Source organism: Caulobacter sp. KR2-114, from assembly GCF_049446115.1.
Lineage (GTDB): Bacteria > Pseudomonadota > Alphaproteobacteria > Caulobacterales > Caulobacteraceae > Acaudatibacter.
Map to the genome: position 1 here is coordinate 37,000 of NZ_JBMSEC010000008.1, position 14,011 is coordinate 51,010.

The following is a 14,011-nucleotide window of genomic DNA, read 5'->3' on the forward strand; positions in this document are numbered from 1 at the left end:
CGATCAGCCGGCGGCGCGGGCCGCCCCGGGTTCGCCCTCGCCGTTCAGCGCCGGGGTCTCGGCGCGCACCAGCCGCGACAGCAGCTGCAGACGGTCGATCCGCTCGCCCGCCCCCAGGCAGACGTGAATCTCGTTGAAGCCGAGCTCCAGCGCCCGGGTCCAGGCCGGGTGATGCGGTCCGACCTCGCGCGCGATGTCCTGCGCCTCGCCGGCATAGATCAGGGTCAGCCGGCCGCCGTCGCGGGCGGCGAAGGCGAACAGGCCGGGCGCGCGCACGCGGGCGGTATCGTGCCGCCCCAGCACCGTGAATCCCATTCCCGCCCAGGACGCCTCGCGCATGGCCCCACCCTCATTCAAGAACAAAAGATGAACACTCATCCCCCAGCAGAGTCAATCGCTTGAGTCGGCCCCCTTCATCCAGGCGTTGACCGGCTCGTGCGACAATGTTGCTAACAGCCATGTCCCGCTCGACCCCCGCCACCCTCGCCCTCGGCAAGGCCGGCGTCGCCTTCCGGCCGCTGGTCTACGACTATGATCCGAATGCCGAGCGCATCGGCCTGGCCGCCGCGCAGGCCCTGGGGCTGGAGCCCGAGGCGGTGCTGAAGACCCTGATGACCCTGGTGGACGGCCGACCGGTGTGCGTCATCGTGCCCTCCGACCGCGAGATCCAGATGAAGGCGCTGGCGGCGCTGATGGGCGGCAAGAGCGCCGAGATGATGAAGCCCGCCGACGCCGAGCGCCTGACCGGCTTCAAGGTCGGCGGCATCAGCCCGTTCGGCCAGCGCAAGAGCGCCCCGGCCGTGCTCGAGGAGGACGCCCTGCTGTACGACGAGGTCTACATCAACGGCGGCCAGCGCGGCATGTTGCTGGCGCTCTCGCCGGAGGACGCCCGGGCCTTCCTGCAAGCGAAGGTGGGCGCGATCTCCGCCTGACGGCTGGCGCCGCGCTCTGGCTCCTCGCGGCAAAGCGGGTGTACCCTTTTGCTGTTCACGGGAATCAGCGCGCCCATGGCCCGATCCGCCTCCATCGCCTTCCAGGGCTTCCCGCGCATCCTCGATCGCGCCGACCTGCGCGCGGGCCGCTGGTTCGTGGCCGCCGAGGACATCCGCCCGGTGCTGTGCTTCGTCACCGAAGCCGTGGAGGGCGACGACCCCATCGCGCTGACCTTCTCCACGGCGCGGGTGGAGCAGGTGGACTTCGCCGCCATCGCCCTGTCGCGGATCCCGGCGCCCTATTGCACGGTGGAGGACGAGATCGTCTTCACCCCTGGTCTCGCCGCGCCCGGCCCGCTGCTGCTGGCGCCGGTGCGCCGGCCGTTCCGCAGCGGGACGCTGCTGCGCCTGCGCAACGGCGACCTGGGCGTCGGCTTCGCCCTGCGCTCGGGGGAACTGGTGCTGGTGTCGCTGGATTCCGGCGCGGTGTCCGAGGCCTACGACCTGGTGTTCGAGCGCTGGACGCTGTCCGTGCGGCGCGACGCCGTCACCCATGTGATCGGCCACTTCAAGCCGCTGGCGACCCTGGCCGCCGAACGCCGGCGCGGCGGCGCGGCGGCGTCGGCGGAGGGGTAGGCCCGGCCATGGCGCCGTCCCGCCGCATCCGCTAGCGTCGCGGCAAACAGGCGGGGGACGGACGATGGCGGGCAAGTGGGCGATTCTGGCGGGCGTGGCCCTGGCGACCCTGGCGACCGCCGCGCACGCCGAGACCTCCTCCGCCGTCCGGCGCCACGCCGACAGGATCGCCGGCCTGCAGGCGCCGGCCAGCATCCTGGTCGACCAGTGGGGCGTGCCGCACATCCGCGCCGCCAGCGAGCACGACGCCTTCTTCCTGCAGGGCTGGAACGCCGCGCGCGACCGGCTTTGGCAGATCGATCTGTGGCGCAAGCGGGGCCTGGGGCTGCTGTCGGCCAGCTTCGGCCCCGCCTATGCCGACCAGGACCGCGCCGCCCGTCTGTTCCTCTACCGCGGCGACATGGCCGCCGAGTGGGCCGCATACGGGGCCAAGGCGCAGTCGCGCGCCGAGGCCTTCGTCGCCGGGGTCAACGCCTATGTGGCGCAAGTCCGCGCCGGGCGGCAGCCGTTGCCGGTGGAGTTCACCCTGACCCACAGCCAGCCGGACGACTGGAAGGCCGAGGACGTGGTGCGCATCCGCAGCCATGCCCTGAGCCGCAACGCCGACTCCGAAGTCGCCCGCGCCCGGGTGGCCTGCGCCGCGGGCCCCGGTCCGCAAGGCCTGGCGGCGGATCGCCTGCGCCGCAAGCTGGAGCCCGCCTGGACCACCAAGGTCCCCGCCGGCCTAGATCCCTGCGTCGTCCCCGCCGACGTGCTGAAGGACTACGAACTGGCCACCCGCGACGTCAGCTTCGCCGCCCTGGGCAAGACCGCCGCGGCCGACCCGCCCACCGACACGGCGCTGGCGGCGATGACGGACAAGGCGAGCGCCGAGGGCTCCAACAACTGGGTGATCGGTCCGGGCCGCACGGCGACGGGCCGGCCGCTGCTGGCCAACGATCCGCACCGGTCGCTGGGGGTCCCCTCGCTACGCTACATCGTACACCTCAAGGCGCCCGGCCTGGACGTGATCGGGGCCGGCGAGCCGGCCCTGCCCGGGGTCTCGGTGGGCCACAACGAGGCCATCGCCTTCGGCCTGACCATCTTCGCCATCGATCAGGAGGACCTCTACGTCTACGACCTGAACCCGGCCAACCCGCGCCAGTACCGCTACGCCGGGCGCTGGGAGGACATGCAGGTGGCGCATGAGACCATCCCGGTGAAGGACGGTCCGCCGCGCGAGGTCGAGCTGCTGTTCACCCGCCACGGTCCGGTGGTTCGCCTGGACGCGGCCGGCCACCACGCCTTCGCCGTGCGCACGGTGTGGGGCGAGCCGGGGACGTCGGCCTATTTCGGCTCCATCGACTACATGGACGCCCAGGATTGGGCGGGCTTCCAGCACAGCATGGCCCGCTGGGGCGCACCGTCCGAGAACCTGGTGTTCGCTTCCACCGCCGGCGACATCGGCTGGATCGCCGCCGGCCGCGCGCCGGTGCGGCCGAACTGGGACGGGCTGATGCCGGTGCCGGGCGACGGCCGCTACGAGTGGAAGGGCTCGCTGGACGCCGGCCAGCTGCCCAGCGAACACGACCCGGCGCGCGGCTGGTTCGCTTCCGCCAACGAGATGAATCTGCCGGACGGCTATCCGATCGCCGAGCGCAAGGTGGGCTTCGAGTGGAGCGATCCCACCCGCATCCATCGCATCAAGCAGGTCCTGGCCGCCAACGTCCATGTCAGCGTCGCCGACGCCATGGCGCTGCAGATGGATCCGACCAGCGCCGAAGCCGGCCGCCTGGTGGCGTTGCTGAAGCCGCTGACGGCCAGCGACCCGGACGCGGCCGCCGGCCTCGCCCTGCTGCAGGGCTGGGACGGGGCCGAGCCGGTGAACAGCGCCGCGGCCGCGCTCTACGAGCTCTGGGCGGTGAAGGTGCTGGGCCCCGCCACGGTGGCGGTCGCCACGCCGCCCGCCGCCCGGGCGCTGGTAGGCGCGGGCTCGCTCGATGCGGTGATCACCCTGCTGGAAGCCCCCGACAGCAGCCTGGGACCGGACCCGAAGGCCGCCCGCGACCGGATACTGTTAAGCAGCCTCGCCGAGGCCGTACGCCAGACGCGCGGCCTGCTCGGCCCCGACCCGGCGCGCTGGAGCTGGGGCGCCCTGCACAAGGCGACCTTCCGGCCCGCCGTCGCCGCCCTGGCCGACCCGTCGCTGGCCGCGCAGATGAGCGTCGGGCCGCTGCAGGTGCGCGGCTCGGCCTCGACGCCCGCGGCGGCGACCTGGCGGCCCTCGGACTTCGCCGCGGTCGCCGGCGCCTCGTACCGGATGGTGGTGGATGTCGGCAACTGGGACGCCAGCGTGGCGGTCAACACCCCGGGCCAGTCCGGCGACCCCTTCAATCCGCACTACCGCGACCTGTTTCCGCTCTGGGCCGGCGGCGACTACTTCCCCCTGGCCTTCTCGGATGCCGCGGTCGACGCCGCCGCCAGGGACGAGTTCGACCTGACGCCCGGCGGGTGAGGGTTCATTTGAACCACGAACCACACGAACCACACGAACGGGTTCTCCCCCCATCCATTCATCCCGGCGAAGGCCGGGAGGTGGATTCTCGTTCGAAGTGCAACACCTGCTGAGAGAAGACCTCAGCGGGGGTGCGGAAGTCCAGGCACTGTCGGGGGATGTGGTTGGCGGCTGCTGCGGCTTGCAGGATGAGCCTTGGGTCGAGGTGGTCGAGGTTGGTTCGCCTCGGCAGGACGCGCCTGAAGCGGCCGATGGCGTTTTCCACGCCGCCCTTCTGCCAAGGGCTGTGGGGGTCGCAGAAGAAGGTAGGCAGGCCGAGGGGCTTTCGGTTGAGCCTGTAGTGCTCGGCGAACTCTGTGCCGTTGTCGAAGGTGAGGCTGCGCCTGAGGTCCGGCGGCAGGGGCTTGAGCAGGCGGCGCAGCAGCTTGGCGGTGGGCTCGGCCTTCCGGTCTGGTGTCTTCAGGAACAGGGTGAAGCGTGAGGTGCGCTCGTGCAGGGCCAGGACGCACTGGCCGTATCTGGAGAAGAGCATGAAGTCGGCTTCCCAGTGGCCGGGCTCCTGGCGATCGGCGGCGCTCGGCGGGCGCTGATCGAGGCTGATGCGGTGCTTGATGTGCAAGGCGGGACTGCCGCCTTTGCCGGGCCGGCGGCCGCGGCGGTACTTGGCCCTGGGCAGGTAGTGGCGCCACTGGCCCTGATTGGTCCGCGTCGCCTGGGCGTAGACGAACCGATAGATGGTCTCCACGCCGATCACCGTGTGACCCTGGTCGCGCTTGAGGCGCCCGGCGATCTGTTCGGGCGACCAGCCCTGGGTGAGAAGGCCCAGCACCTGGTCGCGCAGGGCGTCGTTGCGCTCCAGGCGTGAGCCGCTCCAGCGCCGGGCCCTGGTCTGCTGCTGGGCGTAGCTGGGCCTATAGGGCTCAGCCCGCGGCCCAGACCCCGTATTGCGCTTCAGCTCGCGACTGATGCTCGATGGCGAGCGATCCAGAGCTGCAGCGATTTGCCGGATCGATTGCCCGCCTTCATGAAGGCGGGCAATCGCACACCTCTCCTCCAGATCGAGCTGTGTGTAGCTGCGTCCCATCCCCACACTCCCACAAGGGAGTGTTGCACTTCGTTTGAGAACTCACGGGACCCAGGCATGACTCGCCCCGGCAGGATCCTTGGGTGGTCAGGTCGGACTCAACTCCAGTGAGCTGAAGCTTTTGCCTGGGTCCCGGCCTTCGCCGGGATGAGGCGGTGTTGTGTGTGTGTGTTCGTTCGTGTGGTTCGTGTGGTTCGTGGTCGAAAGACCTACGCCGCCGCCCGCTCCGCCGCCTCCAGCACAGCGGACATCGCCTGCAGCAACAGTTCGGCGCGGATCGGCTTCTCCACCACGGCGTCCATGCCTTCCCGGCGGTAGGTCTCGGCGTCGAGCGGGTCGGCGTTGGCGGTGAGGGCGATGATCGGGACGGCGCCGGCCGGGGACGGCATGGCGCGGATCCGCCGGGTGGCCTCCAGGCCGTCCATCACCGGCATCTTCACGTCCATCAGCACCAGGTCGAAGCGTTCGCCGCGCACGCGATCGACGGCCTGGGCGCCGTCCTCGACGCTGGCGAAGCTGCAGCCCATCATCTCCAGCAGGGTCTCGGCCACCAGCCGGTTGGTGGCGTTGTCGTCGACCACCAGCACGTGCGGCGAGTCGAGCGCGGGCGCGGCGGCCTCCAGGGCGGCGGGACGGTCGGCGGCCGGATCGGCCGCGGTCTCCAGGATGATCTCGAAGCGGAAGGTCGAGCCTTCGCCGAGGCGGCTCTCAACGCCGATCTGTCCGCCCATCTTCTCGACCAGCTGGCGGCAGATCGACAGGCCCAGGCCGGCGCCGCCGGCCCGCCGGCCGGCTTCGGTCTGGCCGAACGGGGTGAACAGGCGGTCGATCTGCGCCGGGTCGACGCCCGGACCGGTGTCGCGCACCTCACCCTTCAGGATGACCACCTCGCCCACGCCGTCGGCCGAGAGGGACACGTCCACGCGGCCGGCCTTGGTGAACTTCAAGGCGTTGCCCACCAGGTTGTTGAGCACCTGCTTCAGCCGCACGGCGTCGCCGAGCACCCAGAGGTCGTCCTCGCCGTGGAACAGGGTGGAGAAGGTCACGCCGACTTCGTTGGCGCGCGGCCGCCAGAGGGTCTCCAGGTCGTCCACCACCGCGGCGATCTGAAACGGCTCGGCCTGCAGCACCAGGCGCCCGGCCTCGGCGCGCGACAGGTCCAGGGCGTCGCTCAGCAGCCGCAGCAGGGTCTGGCCCGAGCCGAGGATGGCGCCGACGAAGGGGCGCAGGTCCTCCTGGCGCAGCCGCCGCTGGATCACCTCCGCCACCGCCAGCACGCCATTGAGCGGGGTGCGGATCTCGTGGCTCATCACCGCCAGGAACTCGGACTTGGCGCGCAGCGCGGCCTGGGCCTCTGCGGCATGGCTCTGGATGCGCGCGCTCTGCGCCTGCAGCAGCGACAGGGCGCTGCCGACCCCGGCGTAGCGCCCCTGGCGGGTGACCACGAAGCCGCCCAGCAGGTCGCGCGGCCGGTCCATCAGCCGCTCGCGCATGAAGTCGTCGATCGGCAGCGAGCCGTCCACGATCACCGGCGCGTCGTCCATGATCATGCTGACCGGCCGGCCGCCGAACACCGCGCGGCCGTACTGGCCGGCCATCTTCAGGGCGAAGGCGTTGCGTTCCAGCAGGCCCACCGGGACGCCGAAGTCGTTGACCACCGGGACCACCAGCAGGTCCGGATCGCTCTGGAAGCGATCATAGGCCTCGGCCCCCGTGACGCCGGGCCCGACAGGCTGCAAAGGGTCCGCCAGGTCGAACAGACACTTCATCGGCAACTCCAACTCCGCCGGGGCGGATCAATAGGTCGCCGACACCTAAGAATACTATAACTTGTTGTTTTTATTTCTGTTTTAATCCGCACCCGGACGATCTGGACAGGCGAGCACGATCGGGATTTGCCGGCTAAGCTATTGAGCGAGCGCCCCTAATCACCTCTCCCATAGGGAGAGGGAGGGGCCCAATCGCGATCAGCGATTGGGAAGGTGAGGGGTTGCGAGGTCGGCCACCGGGAACGGCGCACTTCAGGGACAGGGAACCGGCAAGGGCGAAACCCCTCACCTTCCCACGCCCCTCGCTATCGCGAGCGACGCGGGCCCCTTCCTCTCCCTAAGGGAGAGGTGATTTCCTCTGTGCTGGCGGCAGCTTACCGCCCCTCACCCGCCACCGTTGATGTTGATCTTCTGGCCGTTCGCATAGGGGTTGGCCGAGGACACCAGCCAGGTCACCGCCGCGGCCACGTCCTCCGGGGTCGAGACCCTGCCGAACGGCGAGCGGGCGTCGAGTTCGTGGATGTCCTGCACGCCGCTGGTGGCCTTGCTCAGGCGGATGCCCATCTCGGTGACGGTCAGGCTGGGAGCGACGATGTTGGTGCGGATGCCGTGCGCCCGCTCTTCCTTGGCCAGGGTCAGGGCCAGCGCCTCCATGGCCGCCTTGCCCATGTTGTAGGGCCCGCCCCGGCCGGCCATGCCCAGGGTGGCGACGGACGAGATCATGATGATGTCGCCGCGACCGAGCTGGCGCATGGACGGGATCACCAGCTTGCACAGATAGTGCGGGCCGAAGGCGTGCACCCGCACCACCCGCTCCATCTCCGCGGGGTCGGTGTCGGCCACCGACTGGCCCCGGCTGGCGATGCCGGCGTTGTTGATCAGGATGCCGATCGAACCGAAGTCGGCCAGCACCTCGGCGACCATCTTCTCGTCCTCGTCCCAGTTCTCCACCGAGGCGGAATAGGCCTTGGCCCTGCGCCCCAGCGCCTGGATCTCGGCGACGGTCTCGGCGGCCGCGTCGGCGTCGCGGCGGTAGTTGACGGCGATGTCCGCGCCGGCCTCGGCCAGGGACAGGGCGATGGCCTTGCCGATGCCGCGGCTGCCGCCGGTCACCAGGGCGGTGCGGCCCGATAGGTCGACTTTCATGATGTGCTTTCCTCAGGCGCCGGGGACGATGGCGTCGGCCAGCAGCTTCTGGGTGAACTGCTGGGCATTGGTCATTTTGCCGCTGATCTCGAAGCGCTGGATCATGCCCACGAAGATCAGGTCGTTCTCGAAGTCGACCCAGAACCAGGTGCCGGCCGCCCCGTCCCACTCGTAGGTCCCGCGGCCCACCGGCAGGCCGGCGGCCACCGGGTCGGTGAACACCGCCCCGTTGAAGCCGTAGCCGAAGCCCGGCCGGATCGCCATCGCGCCGACGCCGTAGCCGCCGTTGATCAGCGCGTCGGACAGGTGGTTGGTGGTCATCAGCGCGATCGCTTCCGGCGAGACGATGCGCACGCCGCCGAGCTCGCCGCGGTTGAGGATCATCTGGGCGAAGCGGGCGTAGTCGTCGAGCGTCGAGACCAGCCCCCCGCCGCCCGACGGGACCTTGGGCGGCGACAGGTGGTCGCCCAGCATCGGCGAGCGATCGAGGGACTTCAGTCCCGGCCCGGTGGTCGAGGAGCGATAGAGCCGCGCCAGCCGGTGCTTCTGGTCGTCCGGGGCGTAGAAGCCGGTGTCGACCATGCCCAGGGGCGCGAAGATCGTCTCGTGCATGAAGTCGGCCAGGGTCTGGCCGGTGAGGGCCTCGATGATCGCCCCCTGCACGTCCATGGCCAGGCTGTAGACCCACTTGCTGCCCGGCTGGTAGGCCAGCGGCAGCGCGCCGATCTTGGCGGCGAACTCGGCGAGGTTCGCCGAATTCCAGATGTTCACCGCCTTGTACAGCCGGTCCAGCGGCTCGTCGGTCGAGCCGTAGGTGATGCCGGCGGTGTGGGTCAGCAGCTCGCCGACGGTGGGGTCGTGGTCGGCGGGGACCGTCTGCGGCTCGCCATTGGCATCCAGCCCGGTGAACACCCGCATGTTCTTCCAGGACGGCAGGAATTTCGACACCGGGTCTTCGGGCGTCCAGAGGCCCCGGTCGTGCAGCACCATCATGGCGACGGCCGTCACAGGCTTGGTCATCGAGAAGATGCGGAACAGGGTGTCGGTCTTCAGCGGCCGGCCGGTGTCGCGATCGTCGACGCCCAGCACGCTGCGCCGCACGATCCGGCCGTGCCGCGCGACCAGAGTCACCGCCCCGGCCAGTTCGCCCTTGTCGATCAGGCCCTGCAGCCCGGCGTCGACGCCGTCCAGGCCCTCGGCCGAGAGGCCGGCGTCCGCCAGCGTGCCTTCCACCAGATCCCGCGCCATCGTCATCCTCCGCCCGGCGTCTTCGCGCGCCGCTTGTGTTTGCGCGCGACCTTGGCGGGTCGGCGCTCAGGCCGCAAGGGCGCCGTGGGGTGAATGGGCCGCAAGCGTCAGCGACACGGTGAGGCCGCCCTTGGAACCACGAACCACACGAACCACACGAACGGGTTCGCCTCCAGATCCGCTCATTCCGACAAAGGCCCTTCCCCCCGTCACCCCGGCCGTAGCGAAGCGCAGAGCCGGGGCCAGCCGTGCGGGCGCTTGGAGGACGGTGGTTGGCGACTCCCGGGCAGCGGCGCCTAGCTGGACCCGGGCTGAGCAGCGGAACCGCTGGCCCCGGATCGGCGCGCTAACGCGCTTGTCCGGGGTGACGAGGCAGGGGGGCCTCAGCGAACGAACGTTGAGCGCGAACCCGTTCGTGTGGTTCGTGGTTCAAAAAGAAAGGGGAGCCGAAGCTCCCCCTCCCTCAGACCTTGTCTCGCGCGCGACGTCACGTCGACGCGGTCAGTTCGGGCAGCCCCAGAATCCGCTTGGAAATGATGTTGTTCTGGATCTCGAACGAGCCGCCGTAGATGGACATCGCCTTGCCGCCCAGCCAGCCGCGCACCGTGCCCAGTTCCTCGGCCGTGAAGGCGTCGCCCTCCCAGCCCAGGCCCTGGTGGCCCATGGCCTCCAGCGTCAGTTCGGACCGGGTCTGGGCCACGTGGGTGGCCGAGTTCTTCAGCACCGAGGCGGCCGCCGTGGGGTTGCCGTCGTTCAGGCTCTCGGCCCGGGCCCGCGCCAGGGTCAGGGTGTGCGCCTGGGCGTCCATCAGGTGCTGGGTCAGGCGCGAGCGCAGGTTGCCGTCGGCGATGCGGCCCGCCTCGTCGGTCTCGACGTAGCGCTTGACCAGGTCCTGGAACTTCTCGGCCCGGCCGCCCCCGCCGCCGCCCGCGGCGCCGGTCTGGCTGGCGCGCTCGTGCTGCAGCAGGCGCTTGCCCACCGTCCAGCCCTTGTTCAGCTCGCCCAGGATCGAGTCCTTGGTGGCCGTGGCGTCGGTGAAGAAGGTCTCGCAGAACGGGCTGGCCCCGGCGATCAGCTTGATCGGCCGCGTCTCGACGCCCGGCTGGCGCATGGAGATCAGCAGGAAGCTGATCCCGTCATGCTTCTTGGCGGTGGGGTCGGTGCGCACCAGGGCGCCGCACCAGTCGGAATACTGCGCACCGGAGGTCCAGATCTTCTGGCCGTTGACCAGCCAGTGGTCGCCCTTGTCCTCGCACTTCATCTGCAGCGAGGCGAGGTCCGAGCCCGCGCCCGGCTCGGAATAGCCGACGCACCAGCGGACCGTGCCCTTGATGATCCCGGGCAGATGCTGCGCCAGCTGCGCCTCGGTGCCGTAGTCCAGCAGCGTCGGGCCGATCATGGTGATGCCCATGCCGAACATCAGCGGGTTGAACGCGCCGGCCTTGGCCATCTCCTGAGCCAGCACGCGCGAGGCCTTCACCGACAGGCCGCCGCCGCCGTACTTCTTCGGCCACATCGGCGTCGCCCAGCCCTTGTCGCCGATGCGCTGGCGCCAGAGCTTCAGGTCGTCGCTGGGCGCTTCACCGTCCTGCAACTCGTTGGCCATGCTCTTGCCGCGCAGGCCGGGCGGGAAGTTCGCCTCGATCCACTCGCGCGCCTCAACGCGGAAGGCCTCCAGATCGATCTCGCCAGCGTCGTCCGCCATGTCCAATCCTCCCGATGCAAATTCGTAAGCGCCTGACGGCGGAAATCCAAGGCGACTCCCTTAGCCACTTGACGCATGGGACGCCAAGCGCTGCCCCAGGGTCACCGGGCGATTGCGTTCGCTAGGGCGGCCGCGCCGTTCCGCCGCAGGGCGCCGCGTCGCAGGGACGGCCGGCCGCGACGCATGAGAGACCTCGAATACTCCCCGTTAAACAGTTCAGGCGTCCCATCCCGCCATGCGTCACCGCTTCCGCCGCCTCGCCTTCGGCGCCGTGCTGGCCGCCGCCCAGGTCCTCGCCGCCGCGCCGGCCCTGCAGGCGAACGTGTTCTCTCCCGATGGCTCCGATCCGCGCCACGTCCAGGCCCGCCTGGACCAGCCATTCAACGCCATCGGTGTGGTGGACACCGACGAGGCGGTGCCGATCGAGGTGGAGACCGGCCACTGGATCCACGAGCGCATGGAGGCGACCGCCTTCCTGGTCTCGCCGTGCTACGTGGTGACCAACTTCCACGCGGTGTTCGGCGACGAGCCCAACGCGGTGAGCGCGCACAAGCGCTATGGCGTGACCTTCCGGGTCGGGGCCGGGGCCAACGGCCGCGGCTTCACCACCGAACAGCACGGCCAGCCGGTGTTCTGGGGCGACATGGCCGGCGAACACGAGAGCGCCGACTGGGCGGTGGTGCGGCTGGACCGCTGCCTGGGCGCCGAAAGCCGGCTGAGCTGGCTGAACCTGGGCGCCACCTCCAGCATCGCCACCGGCCAGGCGCTGGTCTCGGTGGCGGGCTTCCCGGAAGGCAAGGACGAGGACGACCTGTGGCGCGCCGACGGCTGCCACCTGAACGCCCGTCCCACCGAGGTCGGGCTGTGGTCCAGCGATTGCGCCGCCTCGCCGGGCTCGTCCGGCTCGCCGGTGTTCGTGATGGAGAACGGCGCGCCCAAGGTCGTCGGCCTGATGGAAGGCGCCGAAGTGGACCGGCCCGACATCCAGCGGCGCTATGCCCCGGAACTGGCCAACCTGGTGGTCGACATCCAGGCGGTGGTGGGCACGCCGCGCGTGATGGCCGCGATCGAGGCGGACCGCAAGGCCAACGGCAGCGCCCGCGCGACTTAAGGGTCGGCGCGACCGCGGACTTTTTTACCACGAACCACACGAACAAGACGAACGGGTTCAGCCAACCCCACCCTCACCGCTCATCCCGGCGAAGGCCGGGACCCAGGCAAAAGTCTGAAATCACTGGGTTTCGCCCAGCCTGAGCGCCGAATTTCCTGCCGGAGGCGAGTCATGCCTGGGTCCCGACCTTCGTCGGGATGAGCGGAATTTGGAGGGCAACCCGTTCGTGTGGTTCGTGTGGTTCGTGGTTCCAAAAAGGGCCTACGCCGGGACCGCCCCGTCGCGCAGCGCCGCCGGGATGGAGTCGTAGATCGTCGCCGGCGTGATGTTCAGCCGCCGGCGGGCCTCGTCCAGCGGTTCGCTCATCAGTCGCTCGTAGTCTTCCCCCAGCAGCCAGCCGGCGGCCTTGCCGCGCTGGTAGCCCTGCCAGATCGCCTGGCGGTAGGGCTGCTTCGGCCCCTTGCGCGAGCGCAGGGCCGCGCCGGCGGCGATGAACGCCCAGCCGAGGCTGCCGGTCTGGGCGTAGGAGAAAGCCACCAGGCAGGCTTCGCCCAGGCCGTCGCGATGGTAGCCCGAGAGGATGTGCCACAGGTCGTGGATGTCGCGCGTGCGGCGGCCGAACCAGGCGTAGGGATGGCGGACCTCGACCTGGCCGTGGCGCTGGCGGCTGATCTCGGCCAGCCCCTCGGCGGACAGGTTCTCGGAGCGGATGAAGTCGCGGTAGGCGGCGCCGACCGTGCCAGGGGCGAAGCTGTCCAGCCAGGCGTCGTCCATCAGCCGCGGCGCCAGCTCGACGCGCTCGTAGGCCAGACGGCCGCCCTGCGGCGTGGAGATCAGCCGCTCATAGCCCTTCATGGTGGAATCGCCGTTCAGCGCCCCCATGATCTCGAACACCTGGCCGGTGTCCTCCTTGTCGTTCAACAGCCGGCGCAGCGCCTTGAACGCCGTCAGCCACTGACGGCGGGGGCGCGGCAGCGGGCGCGTGGCGGCCGGGTTGGCGGCGGGCGGGGCGATCAGGGCGTCGGTCAGGGACATGGTGAGGGCTCGGTCGGTCAGGCTTGGGGAGAGGGATCGGGGAATTCGGCCGCGTAGGTCTCGCGGCCCTTTGGGGTCAGCAGGGCGCCGATCATGTCGCGGATGGTGCGCCCGCAGGCCGGCAGATCCAGGGTCTCGCCCCACGCCACCTGCAGCACGAAGCCCTGAAACACGGCGATCAGCATGCGCGCCACCGCCTCGGGCTGAACCTCGGGGCGGATCTGGCCGGTGGCCTGGCCGCGGGCGACCAGCCGCTCGATGCCGAGCCGCACGCGCTTGAGGCCGCCGACCACGCTGTCGTGGATCGCCGGGCTGCGCATCGCCTCGGACCAGCCCTGCACCCCCACGCGGCGCCCGTCGATGCGGCGCGGATCGCCCAGGCCACGCCCGTGCAGGTCGACCAGGGTCAGCAGACCCTGCACCGGGTCCTGCTCGGCCATCGCCAGGGCGTCGAGGAAGGCCTCGCTCTGGTGGCGGTCGTCGGCCAGCGCCAGGATGATGTCGTCCTTGGTGGCGAAGTACAGGTACAGCGTGCCCTGGCTCACTCCGGACTCGCGCACGATGTCGGCGGTGGTGGTGTTGTGGAAGCCGTCCCGCGAAAAACAGCGCAGCGCCGCGTCCAGGATCTGCTGGCGGCGGGTCTCGCGCTGGGCTTCGGAAATCTTCGGCATCGGGCCCGTCGTTAAAACTGACTAGTCAGTCATTATAAAACATCGACGCTGGAGTCAAGCCACACCCCCTCCACCCTCCCCTTCATGGGGAGGGAAAGGCGGCGAAGCCGCCAGGGTGGGGAATGCCTGCCGAAACAATGATAATCACCCGTCTCAGCGGAAGTGTCTCACTTCCCCACC

12 protein-coding genes are annotated in these 14,011 nt (G+C 70.1%); 4 read left to right on the forward strand and 8 right to left on the reverse strand.

The genetic code is table 11. From position 1 onward, the window contains the following. Positions 1–3: 3 nt before the first annotated feature. A complete protein-coding gene (locus tag ACO2Q3_RS23885; protein WP_423311266.1) occupies positions 4–339 on the reverse strand; it encodes a hypothetical protein in 336 nt (111 codons plus the stop codon). Between the two features lie 119 nt (positions 340–458). Between ACO2Q3_RS23885 and ybaK the strand changes: the two genes are divergently transcribed. The 3 genes from ybaK to ACO2Q3_RS23900 all read left to right on the forward strand — a co-directional run bounded on the left by ybaK (position 459) and on the right by ACO2Q3_RS23900 (position 4,062). Next, the gene (gene ybaK, locus ACO2Q3_RS23890) at positions 459–932 is read left to right on the forward strand and encodes a Cys-tRNA(Pro) deacylase (protein ID WP_423311268.1); all 474 of its coding nucleotides are present in this window, start codon (positions 459–461) and stop codon (positions 930–932) included. A 75-nt stretch (positions 933–1,007) separates the two neighbouring features. Then, positions 1,008–1,568, forward strand: a complete 561-nt coding sequence (locus ACO2Q3_RS23895; protein WP_423311270.1) for a hypothetical protein — start codon at positions 1,008–1,010, stop codon at positions 1,566–1,568. A gap of 64 nt (positions 1,569–1,632) precedes the next feature. Next, the gene (locus ACO2Q3_RS23900) at positions 1,633–4,062 is read left to right on the forward strand and encodes a penicillin acylase family protein (RefSeq protein WP_423311272.1); all 2,430 of its coding nucleotides are present in this window, start codon (positions 1,633–1,635) and stop codon (positions 4,060–4,062) included. 58 nt (positions 4,063–4,120) lie between these two features. Here the strand turns inward: ACO2Q3_RS23900 and ACO2Q3_RS23905 are convergent, their stop codons facing one another. The 5 genes from ACO2Q3_RS23905 to ACO2Q3_RS23925 form a co-directional block, all read right to left on the reverse strand. Next, on the reverse strand, positions 4,121–5,146 hold the full coding sequence (locus ACO2Q3_RS23905) for an IS30 family transposase (protein ID WP_423311274.1): 1,026 nt from the start codon (positions 5,144–5,146) through the stop codon (positions 4,121–4,123). 209 nt (positions 5,147–5,355) lie between these two features. Beyond that, the gene (locus tag ACO2Q3_RS23910) at positions 5,356–6,915 is read right to left on the reverse strand and encodes an ATP-binding protein (protein ID WP_423311276.1); all 1,560 of its coding nucleotides are present in this window, start codon (positions 6,913–6,915) and stop codon (positions 5,356–5,358) included. Between the two features lie 384 nt (positions 6,916–7,299). Continuing rightward, complete coding sequence (locus ACO2Q3_RS23915; protein ID WP_423311278.1) at positions 7,300–8,061, reverse strand: SDR family NAD(P)-dependent oxidoreductase; 762 nt, start codon at positions 8,059–8,061, stop codon at positions 7,300–7,302. A 12-nt stretch (positions 8,062–8,073) separates the two neighbouring features. Beyond that, positions 8,074–9,309 (reverse strand): serine hydrolase domain-containing protein, encoded by a 1,236-nt coding sequence (locus ACO2Q3_RS23920; protein ID WP_423311280.1) that lies wholly within the window; start codon positions 9,307–9,309, stop codon positions 8,074–8,076. A 487-nt stretch (positions 9,310–9,796) separates the two neighbouring features. Further along, a complete protein-coding gene (locus ACO2Q3_RS23925; protein WP_423311282.1) occupies positions 9,797–11,014 on the reverse strand; it encodes an acyl-CoA dehydrogenase family protein in 1,218 nt (405 codons plus the stop codon). Positions 11,015–11,249: 235 nt separating this feature from the next. Here ACO2Q3_RS23925 and ACO2Q3_RS23930 point away from each other — a divergent pair, with 235 nt between their 5' ends. After that, positions 11,250–12,125 (forward strand): trypsin-like serine peptidase, encoded by an 876-nt coding sequence (locus tag ACO2Q3_RS23930; protein ID WP_423311284.1) that lies wholly within the window; start codon positions 11,250–11,252, stop codon positions 12,123–12,125. 261 nt (positions 12,126–12,386) lie between these two features. On the opposite strand, the gene ACO2Q3_RS23935 is transcribed toward ACO2Q3_RS23930, so the two are convergent. Together ACO2Q3_RS23935 and ACO2Q3_RS23940 are read right to left on the reverse strand one after the other, a co-directional pair. Beyond that, a complete protein-coding gene (locus ACO2Q3_RS23935) occupies positions 12,387–13,160 on the reverse strand; it encodes a Coq4 family protein (RefSeq protein ID WP_423311286.1) in 774 nt (257 codons plus the stop codon). 17 nt (positions 13,161–13,177) lie between these two features. Then, positions 13,178–13,831 (reverse strand): TetR/AcrR family transcriptional regulator, encoded by a 654-nt coding sequence (locus ACO2Q3_RS23940; protein WP_423311288.1) that lies wholly within the window; start codon positions 13,829–13,831, stop codon positions 13,178–13,180. Positions 13,832–14,011 lie beyond the last annotated feature (180 nt).

Excerpts from the sequence above, each read along its gene's own strand:
- ACO2Q3_RS23900 (WP_423311272.1), top strand. The coding sequence starts at position 1,633 with ATGGCGGGCAAGTGGGCGATTCTGGCGGGCGTGGCCCTGGCGACCCTG.
- ACO2Q3_RS23935 (WP_423311286.1), bottom strand. The coding sequence starts at position 13,160 with ATGTCCCTGACCGACGCCCTGATCGCCCCGCCCGCCGCCAACCCGGCC.
- ACO2Q3_RS23940 (WP_423311288.1), bottom strand. The coding sequence starts at position 13,831 with ATGCCGAAGATTTCCGAAGCCCAGCGCGAGACCCGCCGCCAGCAGATC.
- ybaK (WP_423311268.1), top strand. The coding sequence starts at position 459 with ATGTCCCGCTCGACCCCCGCCACCCTCGCCCTCGGCAAGGCCGGCGTC.
- ACO2Q3_RS23910 (WP_423311276.1), bottom strand. The coding sequence starts at position 6,915 with ATGAAGTGTCTGTTCGACCTGGCGGACCCTTTGCAGCCTGTCGGGCCC.
- ACO2Q3_RS23925 (WP_423311282.1), bottom strand. The coding sequence starts at position 11,014 with ATGGCGGACGACGCTGGCGAGATCGATCTGGAGGCCTTCCGCGTTGAG.
- ACO2Q3_RS23895 (WP_423311270.1), top strand. The coding sequence starts at position 1,008 with ATGGCCCGATCCGCCTCCATCGCCTTCCAGGGCTTCCCGCGCATCCTC.
- ACO2Q3_RS23905 (WP_423311274.1), bottom strand. The coding sequence starts at position 5,146 with ATGGGACGCAGCTACACACAGCTCGATCTGGAGGAGAGGTGTGCGATT.
- ACO2Q3_RS23915 (WP_423311278.1), bottom strand. The coding sequence starts at position 8,061 with ATGAAAGTCGACCTATCGGGCCGCACCGCCCTGGTGACCGGCGGCAGC.
- ACO2Q3_RS23930 (WP_423311284.1), top strand. The coding sequence starts at position 11,250 with ATGCGTCACCGCTTCCGCCGCCTCGCCTTCGGCGCCGTGCTGGCCGCC.
- ACO2Q3_RS23885 (WP_423311266.1), bottom strand. The coding sequence starts at position 339 with ATGCGCGAGGCGTCCTGGGCGGGAATGGGATTCACGGTGCTGGGGCGG.
- ACO2Q3_RS23920 (WP_423311280.1), bottom strand. The coding sequence starts at position 9,309 with ATGGCGCGGGATCTGGTGGAAGGCACGCTGGCGGACGCCGGCCTCTCG.